This is a genomic window from Kineococcus radiotolerans SRS30216 = ATCC BAA-149, assembly GCF_000017305.1.
Lineage (GTDB): Bacteria > Actinomycetota > Actinomycetes > Actinomycetales > Kineococcaceae > Kineococcus > Kineococcus radiotolerans.
In genome coordinates, this window is sequence record NC_009664.2 from 2,108,548 (window position 1) to 2,123,336 (window position 14,789).

The window sequence follows — 14,789 nt, forward strand, 5'->3', positions numbered from 1 at the left end:
CGGCGGCACCGTCGCCAGCCCCCGCCCCGCCCGCACCGCACGGACCGCGCCGGGGGTGGGCCCGGGCCGGTGCGGGGCCCCGGCATGCTGGGCCCGTGAGCGACGCCGCCCCCGCGCAGCCCCCGCCCGCGGGACCTCCCGCCGGCCCCCCGGACCGCGCCGCCGTCGTCCGGCAGGGCCTGTCCGTGGCGGTGGCGACCGGCCTGTACGGGGTCAGCTTCGGCGCGCTGAGCGTCACCAGCGGGCTGAGCGTGCTGCAGACCTGCCTGCTGTCGCTGCTGCTGTTCAGCGGCGGGTCCCAGTTCGCGCTCGTCGGCGTGCTCGGGGGCGGCGGCACCGGCGGCGCCGCCCTCGCCGCGTCCTCCCTGCTGGGGGTGCGCAACGCGCTGTACGGCCTGCAGCTGAGCCCCACGATGCGCCCGCGCGGGTGGCGGCGCGTCGTCGTCCCCCAGCTGACCATCGACGAGTCCACGGCCGTCGCCGTCGCCCAGCCCGTGCGGGCGCTGCGGCGGCTGGGGTTCTGGGTGACCGGGCTCGGCGTCTACGCCGGGTGGAACCTCACGACCCTCCTCGGGGCCCTGGCCGGGGATGCCCTCGGCGACCCGCAGCGCTTCGGCCTCGACGCGGCGGCCGCGGCGTCCTTCGCGGCGCTGCTGTGGCCGCGGGTGCGCGGGCGCGAGCCCGTCGCCGTCGCCGTCGTCGCCGTGCTGCTGACGACGGTCCTGGTGCCGGTGGTCCCCCCCGGGCTGCCGGTGGTGGCCGCGGCCCTGGCCGGTTCGGTGCTGGCGTGGTCCTGGCGGGCCCGCCCGCCCGGCCCGTCCACCCCGCCGGGCGGGGACGCGCCGGGCCGGGACGCGGCGGGCGGGAGCGCGGCGTGAGCACCTGGACCGTCGTGCTCGCCGCCTCCGCGATCGCCTTCGCCACCAAGTTCGCCGGCTACGTGGTGCCGCCGGCGTGGCTGGAGGGACCCCGCACCCGCCGGGTGACGGCGGTGCTGCCCGTCGCCCTGCTGGCCTCCCTCGTCGTGCTGCAGACCTTCTCCACGGGGCAGCACCTCGTCCTCGACGCCCGCGCCGCGGGGCTCGCGGTCGCCGTGCTCGCGCTGGTCCTCCGCGCCCCGTTCATCGTCGTGGTGGTGCTCGCCGCGGCGACGGCGGCGGGGCTGCGCGCCGCGGGCTGGGGGTGAGCACCCCCGCGGGGCCGCGCCGCCCCGACTACGATCGCCCGGCGCCCCGCGGGCCCCGGCCCGCCCCGGAGCCGTCCCCGCACCACCCGACAGGAGGCCCGAGCGTGCCGTCCCGCCCGTCCCCGCGACGACCGGCCCCGCCCTCCCCCGCGACCGCCCCGGGGACGTCGGCCGCGCTGACGGAGCTGCCCGTGGTGGCGTGCAAGCTCTACCGCGCCGACGGGCGGCAGCGGACGGTGTCCCGCTCCGACGCCGACCTCGACGCCGCCCTGGAGACCGCCCGCGCCGACGGCGGCTTCGTGTGGATCGGCCTGCGCGGGACCAGCGCCCGCGACCTGGAGCGGCTCGCGGTGACCTTCCGGCTGCCGGCCCTGGCCGTCGAGGACGCCATCAACGCCCACCAGCGCCCGAAGTTCGAGCAGTACCCCGACCTGACCTTCGCCGTCCTCAAACCCGTCCGCTACGTCGACCACGACGAGGTCGTCGACGTCAGCGAGGTCGCCGTCTTCGTGGGCGCGCACTTCGTCATCACCGTCCGGCACGGGGAGTCCTCGGTCGTGGCCGACGTCCGCGCCGAGCTCGACGCCCCCGAGCTGGACCCCGCCGACCTCGCCGGGCTCGGTCTCGACGACACCGACGTCGACCTCGACGTCCCCCTCCCGCCCGGTCCGCACGCCCCCTCGCCGGCGTCGGTGCTGTACCGCCTGCTCGACCACGTCGTCGACGGCTACGGCGCCGTCGTGGAGGACATCGCCGTCGACGTCGAGGACATCGAGGAGCAGGTCTTCAGCGGCGGGGAGGACGAGCACGCCGAGCGCATCTACAAGCTGAAGCGGGAGGTGCTGGAGTTCCGGCGCGCCGTGGTGCCGCTGGTGAACCCGTTGCAGCGCCTCGTCGACGGCGGGCCCACCGGACCCTCCGCCACCGCGGTCGCGGAGGAGAAGCGGCCCTACTACCGCGACGTCCTGGACCACCTGCTGCGCGCCGCGGACGCCATCGACGGCTACGACCGGCTGCTGACCGACGTCCTGCAGGCCCACCTGACCCAGGTCAGCGTGCGGCAGAACCGGGCCTCGGCCCGCCAGAACGAGGACATGCGCAAGATCTCGGCGTGGGCGGCGATCGCGCTGGTGCCCACCGCCATCGCCGGCATCTACGGCATGAACTTCGAGCACATGCCCGAGCTGAGCACCCGCTACGGCTACTTCGTCGTCCTCGCCGTGATCGTCAGCGCCTGCGTCTCGCTCTACGTCGTCTTCCGCGCGAAGAAGTGGCTGTGAGGCGCGCTCAGCGCTCGTAGACGTCGGGGACGCCGTTCCCGTCGGCGTCGACGCGCTCCTCGGCCTCGATCCGGCGGTAGACGCGGTTGCGGCGCGAGAGCACGACCGCGGCGAGGACCGCGGAGAGCAGGGAACCCACGAGGACGCCGAGGGTGACGTGCTCGCCCGCCGCGGTGCCCTCGCCGAAGGCGAGGGAGCCGATGAGCAGCGACACGGTGAACCCCATCCCGGCGAGCATCGCCATGCCGAGGACGTCGACCCAGCGCAGGTTCTCGTCCAGCTCGGCCCTCGTCAGCTTCGCCAGCAGCCAGGTGGTGCCGACGATGCCGATCGGCTTGCCGAGGACGAGACCGGCGATGACGCCGAGCGCGACGGGGTCCTGCACCGCGGCGGTGAACCCGGACACGCCGCCGATCGCGACGCCGGCGGAGAACAGCGCGAAGACGGGGACGGCGAAGCCCGTCGACAGCGGGCGCCAGCGGTGCTCGAAGTGCTCCGAGAGCCCGGGGCCCGCCTCCGGTCCGCCGTGCTCCTCGCTGCGCAGCACGGGAACCACCAGGCCGAGCAGCACCCCGGCGACGGTGGCGTGGATGCCGGAGGCGTGCACGAGGGCCCACGTCGCCAGGGCCAGCGGGACGAGCAGCCACCAGGACCGGACCCGGCGCTGCACGGCGACGGTGAACGCGGCGAGGGTCAGCAGGGCCAGCAGCAGCGGGGTCCAGTGGACCTGCTCGGTGTAGAAGATCGCGATGACGGTGATGCCGAGGAGGTCGTCGACGACGGCGAGGGTCAGCAGGAACGTCCGCAGCGCCGACGGCAGGTGGGACCCGACGACGGCGAGGATCCCCAGCGCGAAGGCGATGTCGGTGGCGGTGGGGGTGGCCCAGCCGACGAGGGCGCCCTCCGGGGAGTCGGGGTGCAGGACGTTGACGAGGACGAACAGCAGGGCCGGGACGGCCATCCCGCCCACGGCCGCGGCGATGGGCAGCGCCGCGGCGCGGGGGCTGCGCAGGTCCCCGGCGACGAACTCCTTCTTCAGCTCCAGGCCGGTGACGAAGAAGAAGATCGCGAGCAGGCCGTCGGCGGCCCAGTGCTCGATCGAGAGGTCCAGGTGCAGCGCGGCCGGCCCGAGGTGGAACTGCCGCACCTCCTCGTAGCTGTTCCCGGCCACGTTCGCCCACACCAGCGCGATGACGGTGAAGACCAGCAGCAGCAGCCCGCCGGTCGTCTCCTGGCGCAGGACGTCGGCGAGGCGGCGGGCCTCGGGCCAGGAACCGCGGGAGAAGAGGGGGCGCTGGGGGGCGGAGGGCACGGGGGCACCTGCTTCCGGGATCGACGAACGGAGAGATCCCTGACGGGACCGCCGACCAGACTTCCCGGCACACCGGGGGTAGAGGTTACCCGGGTGCGCCGGGACGGGTCACCGCGACACCGAGGCGTCCCCGGAGGCCAGGAGCGCCTCGACGTCCGCCGCCGACGCGGCCGAGGAGTCCCCCGGCGTGGTCATGACCAGGGCCCCGTGGGCGATCCCGAGGGCCACCGCGCGCGGCAGGCCCTCCCCGCCGAGCAGGCCGTGCACGAGCCCCGCGGTGAACGCGTCGCCGCTGCCGATGCGGTCCAGCACGGCGAGGTCGCGCAGCTCGGCGCCCTCGACGAGACCGGTGGCGGCGGACCAGGCCAGCGCCCCGAAGTCGTTGCGGGAGGCCGACACCACCCGCCGGGTGGTGGTGGCGACCACCCGCAGGTGGGGGTGGTCGGCGGCGTCGCGCAGGACCCGCTCGCGCGGGTCGCCGCCGTCGCCGGGCAGCCCCGCGAGCCCCGCGCCGACGAGGACGTCGACGTGCTCGACCAGGCGCCGGTTCAGCTCCTGCGCCGCCTGCGCGCCGCCGCGCCCGGCCCACAGGCTGGGCCGGTAGTTGAGGTCGTAGGACGTGGTCGTCCCGTGCCGGCGGGCGGCGGCGAGCGCCTCCGCGGCGACCTCGGCGGTGCTCTCCGAGAGCGCCGCGAAGATCCCCCCGGTGTGGAACCAGCGGACCCCCTGGACGCCGAAAAGGTCGTCCCAGTCGACGTCGCCGGGCTGCAGGCGGCTGACCGCGGTGCCGCCGCGGTCGGAGACCCCGACGGAGCGGCGGACCCCGAAACCGCGTTCGACGAAGTTCAGCCCGTTGCGCACGCCGCGGCCCGCGCCGTCGGCGGGGACCCAGCGCACCAGGGACGTGTCGACCCCGCCGGTGAGGACGAGGTCCTCCACGAGGCGGCCCACCTCGTCGTCGGCGAGGGCGGTGACGACGGCGGTGCGCCGCCCGAAGCAGCGGCGCAGCCCGCGGGCGACGTTGTACTCCCCGCCGCCCTCGTGGACGTCGAAGCGGCGGGCGGTGCGGATGCGCCCCTCGCCGGGGTCGAAGCGGAGCATGACCTCGCCGAGGGAGACGAGGTCGTGGCGGCACCCCGCCGCGGGGCGCAGGCCCACCGGGTCCACCGCGCCGCCCACCGGGTCCACCGCGCCGCTCACCGCGCGGCCAGGGCGACCGCGTGCGCGGTCAGGTCGCGCACGGCGTCGAAGTCGCCGGCGGCGAGGAGGTCGCGGGGCACCATCCACGACCCGCCGACGGCGGCGACGCTCGGCACGGCCAGCCACGGGGCGAGGTCGTCGGGGCCGATGCCGCCGGTGGGGACGAACCGGACCCCGCCGAAGGGGGCGGCGAGCGCCCGGACGGCGGCGGGGCCGCCGGAGGTGGCGGCGGGGAAGAACTTCACCGTGCTCAGGCCCAGTTCGAGGGCGGCCTGCACCTCGGTGGCGGTGACGGCGCCGGGCAGGACCGCCACCCCGTGCTCCAGGCAGCGCTCGACGACGGCCCGGCTGGTGCCCGGGCTGACGACGAAGCGGGCGCCCGCGGCGACGGCCTCGTCGACCTGGGCGGGGGTGAGGACGGTGCCGGCGCCGACGAGCACCCCGCCGTGGTCGGCCATGGCGCGCACCGCGTCGGCGGCGGCGGGGGTGCGGAAGGTGACCTCGGCGACGGGCAGCCCGCCGGCGACGAGGGCGTCGGCCAGGGCGGGCGCCGCGGCGGCGTCGTCGAGGACGACGACGGGCACGAGGCGGGCGGCGGTGACGCGGTCGAGGACGTCCACGGGCGGTTCCTCCTGGGGGTTCGGGCGGGGACGGGGGGTCGGGGTCACCGGGCCAGCCACCCGCCGTCGACGGCGAGGACGTGCCCGTGCACGTAGGCGGCCGCGGGGGAGGCGAGGAAGACGACGACGTCGCCGACGTCCTGCGGCGTCCCCCACCGCCCGGCGGGGATCCGCACGGAGAGCTGCTCGCGGCGGACGGGGTCGGCGAGCAGGGCCTCGTTCATGTCGGTGGCCATGTACCCGGGGGCCACGGCGTTGACGCCGACCCCGCGCCCGGCCCACTCGTTGCACAGCGCCTTCGTCAGCTGCGCCACCGCGCCCTTGCTGGCGGCGTAGGCGGGCACGGTGAGCCCGCCCTGGAAGGACAGCAGGGAGGCGATGTTCACCACGCGCCCCTCCCCGCGCTCCAGCATGGGCGCGCCGAAGAGCTGGCAGAGCTGGAACACCGCCCGCAGGTTCACGTCGAGGACGCGGTCGAAGGCGTCGAGGGGGAACTCGACGGCGGGGTGGCGCTCCTGGGTGCCGGCGTTGTTGACGAGGACGTCCACGCGGTGCTCGGCGAGGACGGCGGCCGCGGTCGCGGCGACGGCGGCGGCGTCGGCGAGGTCGACGGCGTGGTGCACCAGGCGCCGCCCGCAGCGCGCGGCCTCCTCCGCGAGGTCCGCGGCGGGCGCGCCGCGGCCCAGGACGACGACGTCGGCGCCGGCCCGCAGCAGGGACGTGGAGATCCCCAGGCCCAGGCCGCGCCCCCCGCCGGTGACGAGGGCCGTGCGGCCGGTGAGGTCGAAGGGGTGGTTCACGCGGTTCTCTCCTCCTGCGGTTCCGGGTGCGGGGTCACGGGGTCCCCGGGGCAGTCTCCGCCCCCGGCGCGGGGACGCTCACCGCCGCCCCCCGGCCGGGGTGCCGAGGGCCTCGGGGTTGAGCACGTCGGCCGGGGGGCGCCCGGCGCACACGTCGACGACGTTCTGCACCGTCCGGCGCTTGAGCTCCCCGTAGGACTCCTCGGAGTACCAGGCCAGGTGCGGGGTGAGGACGGCGGTGTCGAGGGTGGCGAGGGGGTGGCCGGGGGGCAGCGGCTCCTCCTCGAACACGTCGAGGCCGGCGCCGTGCAGGCGCCCGGCGCGCAGCGCGTCGGCGAGGGCGGCGGTGTCGAGGACGCCGCCGCGGCTGGTGTTGACGACCACCGCGTCGGGGCGCATCCGGGCCAGTTCCGCGGCGCCGATCAGGTGGCGGGTGCCCTCGGTGAGGGGGACGTGCAGGGAGACGACGTGGGCCCGGGCGAGGAGGTCGTCGAGGGTGACGACCTCGACGCCGTCGACGGTGGTCCCCGGGGCGCGGCGGGCGTCGGTGGCGACGACGCGGTAGCCCAGCCCGGCGGCCTTGCGGGCGGTGGCGGCGCCGATGAGGCCGAGCCCGACGACGCCGAAGACCCGCCCGCCGAACTGGTGCACCGGGCGCAGCGGGGCCAGCTCGCCGGCTCCGGCGCGCACCCGGCGGTCCATCCACGCGATGCGGCGGGCCGCGGCGAGGGCGAGGGCGATCGCGTGGTCGGAGACCGACTCGGTGCCGTAGTCGGGGACGTTGCAGACGGCGACCCCGCGGGCGGTGCACGCGTCGACGTCGACGGTGTCGACGCCGACGCCGTAGCGGCCGACGGCGCGCACGGTGGGCAGGGCGTCGAGGAGGTCGGCGTCGACGCGGGCGTACTGGACGACGAGGGCGTCGGCGCCGGTGGCGGCGGCGACGACGTCGGCGGCGGCGGCGGAGGGGGCGAGGAGGAGCTCGGCGCCGGCGGCGTCGGCCACGGCCCGTTCCTCGGCGAGGGAGTCGTGGTCGCAGTCGGTGATGACGATCTTCACGGCGTCCACCCCGGGTGCGCGGTGGCGGTCGGGGGTGCGGTGGGTTCCACGGGGCTCTCCTGGTGGGGGGTGGGCGTCGGCGGGTCAGCCGACGTGGCCGAGGGCGGCGGACAGCCGCGCGGCCGTCGCGACGGCGTCGGCGGCCATCGCCTCGATCTGGGCGAGGCTGTGCTCGAGGGTGAGGGTGGAGATGCTCAGCCCGTAGCGGACGGTGCCGGTGTGGTCGTGGACCGGCGCGGCCACGCAGCCGACGCCGGGGACGTTCTCCTCGCGGTCCAGGGCGTACCCGTGGCGGCGGACCTCGGCGATCTCCGCCGCCAGCGCCTCCACGGTGGTGAGGGTGTTCGCGGTGCGCGCGGGCAGGCCGGTGCGCGCGGCGTAGCGCTCCACGCCCTCGTCGCTGAGCCCGGCGAGGACGACCTTGCCGATCCCGGAGGTGTGCAGGGGGATGGCGTGCCCCACGCGGGAGGGCATCCGGTACGGCTTGTCGGAGTCCGCGCGGATCAGGTAGACGATCTCGTCGCCGTTGGCGACGCCCACGTGCACGGTGCAGTGCACGCGGTCGACGAGCTCGTCGACGAAGGGCTGCGCGATGGCGGAGATGTCGATGCGCTGCAGGGCCTGCCCGGCCATCGACAGCAGCTTCGGACCCGGCAGGTAGCTGCCGTCGGCCGCCGCCACGACGAACTGGCGGTCGGCGAGGGTGGCCAGGATGCGGTGCGTCGTGGTCCTGGTGAGGCCGGTGGCGGCGACGACGTCGGTGAACCGGTGGTGCTGCAGCGCCGCCTCCAGGACGAGCAGGGTCTTCTCGCTCGCGCTGGTGGTGGGTCCGGCGTCCACGGCCCCGCCGTTCCCCGTGCCCGCTGCTCCGTCGACAGCCATCGCCGTCCTCCCTCTCACCGCCGTGGCCCCGCCGGTCCGTCGCTGCGGCCGGTCACCGCAGCTCTGCGACCGGGACGCCGTCCATGTCGTCGAAGGCCTGATTCTCCCCGGCCATGGCCCAGACGAAGCTGTAGGCGGCCGTCCCGACCCCGGAGTGGATCGACCAGCTCGGGGAGACGACGGCCTGCCCGTCCGCGACGAGCAGGTGCCGGGTCTCCGCGGGCTGCCCCAGGAGGTGCACGACGCGGTCGCCGGCGGGCAGGCCGAAGTAGAGGTAGACCTCGGTCCGGCGGTCGTGGGTGTGCGCGGGCATGGTGTTCCAGGTGCTGCCCGGGTGCAGGGTGGTGACGCCCATGACGACCTGGCAGCTCTTCACGCCGTTCTCGTGGACGTACTGGTTGAGGGTGCGCCGGTTGGCGGTGAGCTGGTCGCCGAGCTCGCGCACGGTGCCGCCGCCGGCCTCGACGAGGGTCGTGGGGTGGGCGGTGTGCGCGGGGGCGGAGAACAGGTAGAAGCGCGCCGGGCCGGCCTCGCCCGCGGGGTCCGCGGAGCGGAAGGACACCCCGTCCGCGCCGCGCCCGACGTAGAGGCAGGAGCCGTGGGCGAGGTCGTGCGTCTCGCCGTCCACGGTGATCGTGCCCGGGCCGCCGACGTTGACGATGCCCGCCTCGCGGTGCTCGAAGAACGTGGTGCTGGCGATCTCGGGGAAGGTCGGCAGGTCCAGGGCGTCACCGGTGGGGACGATCCCGGCGAGGACGACCCGGTCGTGGTGGGTGTAGACGGCGTGGACCTCGCCCTCGGCGAAGAGGTCCTCGACGAGGTAGCGGCGGCGCAGCTCGGCGGTGTCCATGCCGGGCACCTGCTCGGGGCTGGTGGCGTAGCGCTGTTCCACGGGGGTCCTTCCAGGAGGGGGTCAGGGAGCGGCGATCAGGCCGAGGGCCTGGGGCAGCCAGAGGGAGAGGCCGGGGGTGAAGGTGACGACGACCAGGGTGATGACCAGGGCGCCGAAGTGGGGCAGGAGCTGACGGATGACCGGTTCGAGCCGGCAGCCGGCGATCTTCGCGCCGACGAACAGCACGGTGCCCACCGGCGGCGTGATCGTCCCGATGCTCAGGTTGTAGATCATGATGATGCCGAAGTGGATCGGGTCCACCCCGAAGCTCGTGACCACGGGCAGGAAGATCGGCGTGAAGATCAGCACCGCCGGCGTGGCGTCCATGAAGCAGCCGACCACGAGCAGGACGACGGTGATGAGCAGCAGGATGACCACCGGGTTCTCGCTGATGCCGAACATCAGCGACGAGGCCAGCTCGGGGATCTGGGCGAAGGACAGGACGAAGCCCATGACCGTCGACACGGCGATGAGGAACATGACCACGGCGGTCGTGCGCGTGGAGTCCAGCAGGATCCGCGGCAGGTCGCGCAGCGCCAGGCTGCGGTACACCACGGCGAGGACGGCCGAGTAGACCACCGCGATCACCGCGGCCTCCGTGGAGGTGAACCAGCCGGCCAGGATCCCGCCGATGACCACCACGACGAGCAGCAGCGCGGGGACGGAGTCCAGGACGACCTTGACCCGCTGCGCCAGCGGGGGCTGCGCGGTGACCTTCAGCTCCGGGTGCTTGCGGGCGTACCACCAGACGACGACCATGGTGGCGACCGTCCAGAGGATGCCGGGCAGGTAGCCGGCGACGAAGAGCGCGGCGACCGAGGTGCTCGACACCAGCGAGTACACGATCATCAGGTTGCTCGGCGGGATGAGCATCCCCCCGGGCGAGGAGGCGATGTTCGCCGCCGCCGCGAAGTTCTTGTCGTAGCCCTCCTTGGCCTGCATCGGGGCCAGCGTCGAGCCGACGGCGGCCGCGGCGGCGATGGAGGAACCCGAGACGGCTCCGAAGAGGGCGTTCGCGGCAATGTTCGTCTGCGCCAGGGAACCGGGCATCCGGCCCACCATGACCTTGCCGGCGTCGATGAGGCGCAGGGCTATGCCGCCGTTGTTCATGATGACGCCGGCGAGGACGAAGAACGGGATGGCCAGCAGGGGGAAGGAGTTGATCCCCCGGAACATCTGCTGCGCGGCGGTGAGGGCGCCGGTGCCGGTGCCGACGATGACGAACATCGCCGCGACGCTCGACACCCCGACGCCGATGCTGATGGGTGCGCCGATGGCCAGGAACAGGGCGATGCCCCCGATGAGGACGAGCCCTGCGAGTGCTGCGGGATCCACGGTCGTCCTCCCTCAGACGGTTTCGACTTCGGCGTCCGGCTCGAACGGCGGCTCGTCGCCGCGGGCGATCCGGATCGCGTGGTGGACGGTGTAGAGGGCGGTGAGGACACCGCAGATCGGCAGGGCGAGGTAGAGCTGCCCGACGTTGAACGGCAGACCGGTCACCTTCTGGTCCCAGGCGAGGTCGACGACCTGGCCGCCGCCCCACGCGAGGGCGACGAGGGCGAACGCCAGGACGGAGAGCTGGACGACCAGGGCCAGCACCCGCTGCACGCCGGGAGGTGCCTTCTGCACCAGCAGTTCCACCCCCACGTGACCGCGCTCGCCGAACACCAGCGCGGACCCCAGGAGGCCGAGCCAGATGAACAGGTACTTCGCCAGTTCCTCCGACCAGGCGCTGGGGGCGTCGAGGACCTGGCGGGTGAACACCTGCCACACGACGTCGAGCACGAGCGCGGCGAACAGCACCACGCACACCCAGCTCAGGACGCGGTCGAGGGCGTTCTTCGCCGCGGTCATCGGTCCGGTCCGCGGCCGGGCCGGGGAGGCGCCGGCCGGCGGGTCGAGCTGTTCGGTCCCACCACCGTCCACGGCGTTCACCCCGCGGCCGCACGGGTCTTGGCGTGGAGGTCGCGCACGACGTCGTTGGTCAGCTTGGCCTCGGTCAGCGGTTCGATCGCCGCGTCGAAGGCCTCCTTGTCGACCTCGTTGAACACCGCGCCCGCGTCCTCCGCGGCCTTCTTGGCCCGGACGATCTCGTCCTCCCACAGCGCGCCCTCCTCCTCGACGGCGGTGGCGAGCTCCTCCTCGAAGATCGTCCGCACGTCCTCGGGCAGGGAAGCCATGACGGTGGGGTTGGTGATGAGGTAGTCGGGGAGCATGAGGTGGCGGGTGTAGCTGTAGAACTGCGCGACCTCGGCGTGCTTGGAGTTGGCGTAGGTCAGTTCGTTGTTCTCGGCGCCGTCGATGACGCCGGACTGGATGGCGGTGTAGACCTCGCCCATGCCCATGGGGGTCCCGTTGCCCCCCATGAGCCGGATCATCTCGAGGTTGGTGTCGGACTCGATGACGCGGATCTTCATGCCGGCCATGTCGGCGGGGGTCGTGATGGCCCTCTCGGAGTTGTACATCGAGCGCACGCCGCCGTGGAACCCGGCGAGCACCGTCAGGTTCTGGTCCTCCAGGGAGGAGTACAGCTCGGAGACGATCCCGGGGTCGTTGGTCACCGCGCGCTGGTGCTCCTGGGAGTCGAACACGAAGGGCAGGTTGAAGACGACGAAGTTCGGTTCGTAGTTCTCCATCAGGGGGGAGGCGACCATCGCGAACTGGATGGTCCCGGCCTGGACGAGTTCGATGGTCTCCTTCTGCGCCCCGAGGGTCTCGTTGGGGAAGACATCGACGTCGTACTCCCCCCCGGTGCGTTCCTTGATGCGTTCGCCCATGGCGCTGAGGGCGACGAACTGCGGGTGGGCCTCGGACTGGTTGAAGGCGAGCTTGAAGACGTTCTCGGCGGCGGGGCCGGCGGCGGCGCTGCCGCCCGCGGTCGCCTCGGTGGCCCGCGTGCCGCTCCCGGCGCTGCACCCGGCGAGGGTGAGGGCGCCGATCCCGAGGAGGGCCGTGACCGATCTGCGCGTGTACTGCCGCATGGGTGACTCCTTCGTCAGCTGCTGCCTCGCGCCCGGGCGGACCGGGTGCGCTGGTGGTGGTGCGGGTGGGGCGGGGTGCGGGTCGGCGGCCGGGGCCGCACGGACGTCCACGTCCGTTCCGGGCTCCGGGAACTCCTCCTGATGGAACTCTGTTCCGTGGGACGGAATCTAGGTACAGTTCGCAGCGGCGTCAAGGGGGGCGGGCCGCGCGGCGCACCGCACCTCCCGGCGCCACCACGGGCTCCCCGGGCCTGCGCGGCAGCGCCCGGCCCACGACGACGACGGAGGAACCATGAGCGCCCCCGCACCCGCCCCGACCCCCACCCGCCCCGGCACCCCGCCCACCCGCCCCGGCACCCTGGTCGCGGGCTACATGCTGGCCCCCACCGACCCGGCCGGGGAGGACGCCCTCTTCGCCGGCCTCGCCGACCTCGACCTCGCGGGCCTCGAGTACGCCCTGCCCCCCGAGGGGACCCGCAGCCTGGAACCCGGCTGGGTCGAGCGCAACGTCCGCCCCGAGTGGGACCTGCTCGTCACCCTGGTGCCCACGATGGTGCCGCGGCTGGGCACCGACCCCGCCTACGGGCTGTCCTCCACCGACCCCGGCTCCCGCGCCCGCGCCCTCGCCGACCTCGCCCGCGCCCGCGACCTCGCGCTCTCCCTCGCCGAGGGCTCGGGCCGCCGCCGCGTGGTCGGCATCGAGCTGCACAGCGCCCCCGGTCCCCGCGCGGGCTCGCTCGACGCCCTCGCCCGCTCCCTGGAGGAGGTCCTGTCCTGGGACCTCGCCGGAGCCGGGGTGGTCCTGGAGCACTGCGACGCCCTGCTGCCCGGCGCCACCCCCGCCAAGGGGTTCTGGCCGCTGGAGGAGGAGATCGCGCTCGTGCAGGGGTTCGGCCTGCCCCCCGAGCGGCTCGGCCTGGGGTTCAACTGGGGGCGCTCGGCCATCGAGGGCCGCGGTCCCGCCCTCGCCCTGGAGCACGTGCGGACCCTGGCGGCCACGGGGCTGCTGCGCTCGGTCGTGTTCTCCGGCGCCACCGGGGAGGAATCCCCCTGGTCCCCGCCGTGGGCCGACACGCACATCCCCCCGCGCGGGGACGACCCCGCCCTGGCCGTCTCGGCGCCCTCCCTGCTGGGGGTGGAGGAGATCGCCGCGACGCTGCGCGCCGCCGGGGACGTCCCCCACGTCGGGCTGAAGGTCGCGGTGCGCCCCGAGGACGCCGACGTGGCCACCCGGCTCGCCGTCGCCCGGGCGTCCCTCGCGCTGATCGAGGAGGCGCGCGCCCGGGTGTGAGCCGCGGCGCGCGGGCGGGCCCGGCGGAGGGCCGGCGGGGGCCGGCGCCCGCCGGCGCTCCCCCGGCGGGGGCCGGTCAGCCGAGGACGGCCAGCCCCAGCCCGAACGCCGCCGCGAGACCCGTGAGGGCCAGCGTCCCGGCGAGGTTCAGCAGCGCCGGGCGCACCGAACCGCGCCGGGCCAGCCGCACGGTGTCGGTCATGGCGGTGCTGAAGGTCGTGAACCCGCCGCAGAACCCCACGCCCAGGACGAGGCGCCACGCGTCACCGGCCCCGTCGAGCACCAGCCCGGTGAGGAACCCCAGCAGGAAGGAGCCGAGCACGTTGACGACGAGGATCCCCCACGGGAACTCCGAGGGCCACCGGTCGCGGACCGCGCCGTCGAGGGCGAAGCGGGCCGCGGCGCCCGCGCCCCCCGCCAGGGCCACCAGCAGGATCACCGGGCCGCCCTCGCCGCCAGCGCGACGCCCAGCCCCACGGCCAGCAACCCGCCGAGCAGGCTCGCCCCGGCGTAGGCCAGCGCGGTCGCGGGGGCCCCGCCGCTGACGAGGCGGTCGAGCTCCACCGCGAAGCCGGAGTACGTGGTGAACCCCCCGCAGAACCCCGTGCCCAGGCCGAGCCGCCAGCGGCGCAGCCCCCGCGTCTCGGGCCCGCGCCGCAGCAGCGCCTCCAGCAGCAGACCCAGGACGAAGGACCCGGCGAGGTTCACCACCAGCGTCGCCAGCGGCCACCCCGCGGCGGCGGGGACCTGCGCCGAGACCGCCCACCGGGCCAGCGTCCCCACCGCGCCGCCGGCCCCGACCAGCAGCAGCGCCCGCGGGTCGCGGTGCGCCGGCACCTCGGGCGGACGCGCGGGCCGGGTCACGGGGACGAGCCTCCCACGCGGCCCCGCCGCCCCGGACGACGGACGCCGCACCCGCCGGTCGGCGGGTGCGGCGTCGGGGGGACGGGCCGGGGGGACGGGCCGGTCAGGCCTGCGGGTGGTCGGCCAGCGGCCACCCGCCGGCGGCCAGGTGCGAGGACACCCGGGCGACGTCGGCGGCGGCGGGCTCGTCGAGGGTGGCCTCGTTGACGAGGCGCTCGACGTCGGCGACGGTGATGACCTCGCCCTGCCCGGCGAGTCCGGCGAGCTCGGCGGCGATCCCGTGGACCTCCTCGTCGGTCAGCTTGCGGCGCAGCAGACCCAGCAGCACCACGTAGTCCTGCCGCGGGACCCCGCCGGGGTAGCCCGCGCGCAGCCAGTCGACGACGCGGGTCGCGAGGTTGGTGGAGCCGGTGGAGGTCATG

17 protein-coding genes are annotated in these 14,789 nt (G+C 75.2%); 4 read left to right on the plus strand and 13 right to left on the minus strand.

The features are described 5' to 3' along the window. Positions 1-95: 95 nt before the first annotated feature. From KRAD_RS10150 to KRAD_RS10160, 3 genes are all read left to right on the plus strand, one after another. Positions 96-878: an AzlC family ABC transporter permease gene (locus KRAD_RS10150; RefSeq protein ID WP_012085480.1), complete on the plus strand. Its 783-nt coding sequence runs from the start codon at positions 96-98 to the stop codon at positions 876-878. Beyond that, positions 875-1,186, plus strand: coding sequence for an AzlD domain-containing protein (locus tag KRAD_RS10155; protein ID WP_012085481.1), 312 nt, complete (start codon positions 875-877; stop codon positions 1,184-1,186). Before KRAD_RS10150 ends, KRAD_RS10155 begins: the two co-directional genes overlap by 4 nt. 104 nt (positions 1,187-1,290) lie before the next feature. Beyond that, complete coding sequence (locus tag KRAD_RS10160) at positions 1,291-2,466, plus strand: magnesium and cobalt transport protein CorA (protein ID WP_012085482.1); 1,176 nt, start codon at positions 1,291-1,293, stop codon at positions 2,464-2,466. A 7-nt stretch (positions 2,467-2,473) separates the two neighbouring features. Here KRAD_RS10160 and nhaA read toward each other — a convergent pair whose 3' ends face one another. The 10 genes from nhaA to KRAD_RS10210 form a co-directional block, all read right to left on the minus strand. Continuing rightward, entirely contained in the window at positions 2,474-3,778 is a 1,305-nt protein-coding gene (gene nhaA / locus KRAD_RS10165; RefSeq protein WP_012085483.1) for a Na+/H+ antiporter NhaA, read from the minus strand. A 108-nt stretch (positions 3,779-3,886) separates the two neighbouring features. Next, a complete protein-coding gene (locus tag KRAD_RS10170) occupies positions 3,887-4,945 on the minus strand; it encodes a sugar kinase (protein ID WP_157873848.1) in 1,059 nt (352 codons plus the stop codon). 29 nt (positions 4,946-4,974) lie between these two features. Continuing rightward, a complete protein-coding gene (locus KRAD_RS10175) occupies positions 4,975-5,598 on the minus strand; it encodes a bifunctional 4-hydroxy-2-oxoglutarate aldolase/2-dehydro-3-deoxy-phosphogluconate aldolase (protein WP_041293007.1) in 624 nt (207 codons plus the stop codon). A 44-nt stretch (positions 5,599-5,642) separates the two neighbouring features. Next, positions 5,643-6,398: a glucose 1-dehydrogenase gene (locus KRAD_RS10180; protein ID WP_012085486.1), complete on the minus strand. Its 756-nt coding sequence runs from the start codon at positions 6,396-6,398 to the stop codon at positions 5,643-5,645. 78 nt (positions 6,399-6,476) lie between these two features. Beyond that, positions 6,477-7,457 (minus strand): C-terminal binding protein, encoded by a 981-nt coding sequence (locus KRAD_RS10185; protein WP_012085487.1) that lies wholly within the window; start codon positions 7,455-7,457, stop codon positions 6,477-6,479. 84 nt (positions 7,458-7,541) lie between these two features. After that, positions 7,542-8,339 (minus strand): IclR family transcriptional regulator, encoded by a 798-nt coding sequence (locus tag KRAD_RS10190; protein WP_012085488.1) that lies wholly within the window; start codon positions 8,337-8,339, stop codon positions 7,542-7,544. Between the two features lie 52 nt (positions 8,340-8,391). After that, entirely contained in the window at positions 8,392-9,231 is an 840-nt protein-coding gene (gene kduI, locus KRAD_RS10195) for a 5-dehydro-4-deoxy-D-glucuronate isomerase (protein WP_012085489.1), read from the minus strand. Positions 9,232-9,252: 21 nt separating this feature from the next. After that, the gene (locus KRAD_RS10200; RefSeq protein ID WP_012085490.1) at positions 9,253-10,566 is read right to left on the minus strand and encodes a TRAP transporter large permease; all 1,314 of its coding nucleotides are present in this window, start codon (positions 10,564-10,566) and stop codon (positions 9,253-9,255) included. Positions 10,567-10,578: 12 nt separating this feature from the next. After that, the gene (locus KRAD_RS10205; RefSeq protein WP_012085491.1) at positions 10,579-11,157 is read right to left on the minus strand and encodes a TRAP transporter small permease; all 579 of its coding nucleotides are present in this window, start codon (positions 11,155-11,157) and stop codon (positions 10,579-10,581) included. 5 nt (positions 11,158-11,162) lie between these two features. Continuing rightward, the gene (locus KRAD_RS10210) at positions 11,163-12,212 is read right to left on the minus strand and encodes a TRAP transporter substrate-binding protein (protein WP_012085492.1); all 1,050 of its coding nucleotides are present in this window, start codon (positions 12,210-12,212) and stop codon (positions 11,163-11,165) included. A gap of 292 nt (positions 12,213-12,504) precedes the next feature. On the opposite strand from KRAD_RS10210, the gene KRAD_RS10215 reads away from it, so the two are divergent. After that, entirely contained in the window at positions 12,505-13,503 is a 999-nt protein-coding gene (locus KRAD_RS10215; RefSeq protein ID WP_012085493.1) for a DUF4862 family protein, read from the plus strand. Between the two features lie 76 nt (positions 13,504-13,579). On the opposite strand, the gene KRAD_RS10220 is transcribed toward KRAD_RS10215, so the two are convergent. The 3 genes from KRAD_RS10220 to KRAD_RS10230 form a co-directional block, all read right to left on the minus strand. Beyond that, the gene (locus KRAD_RS10220) at positions 13,580-13,942 is read right to left on the minus strand and encodes a fluoride efflux transporter FluC (RefSeq protein WP_012085494.1); all 363 of its coding nucleotides are present in this window, start codon (positions 13,940-13,942) and stop codon (positions 13,580-13,582) included. Next, positions 13,939-14,367, minus strand: a complete 429-nt coding sequence (locus tag KRAD_RS10225; RefSeq protein ID WP_049821149.1) for a fluoride efflux transporter FluC — start codon at positions 14,365-14,367, stop codon at positions 13,939-13,941. The genes KRAD_RS10220 and KRAD_RS10225 overlap by 4 nt, the downstream gene beginning before the upstream one ends. Positions 14,368-14,470: 103 nt before the next feature. Then, complete coding sequence (locus KRAD_RS10230; RefSeq protein ID WP_012085496.1) at positions 14,471-14,788, minus strand: DUF3349 domain-containing protein; 318 nt, start codon at positions 14,786-14,788, stop codon at positions 14,471-14,473. Position 14,789: the final 1 nt, after the last annotated feature.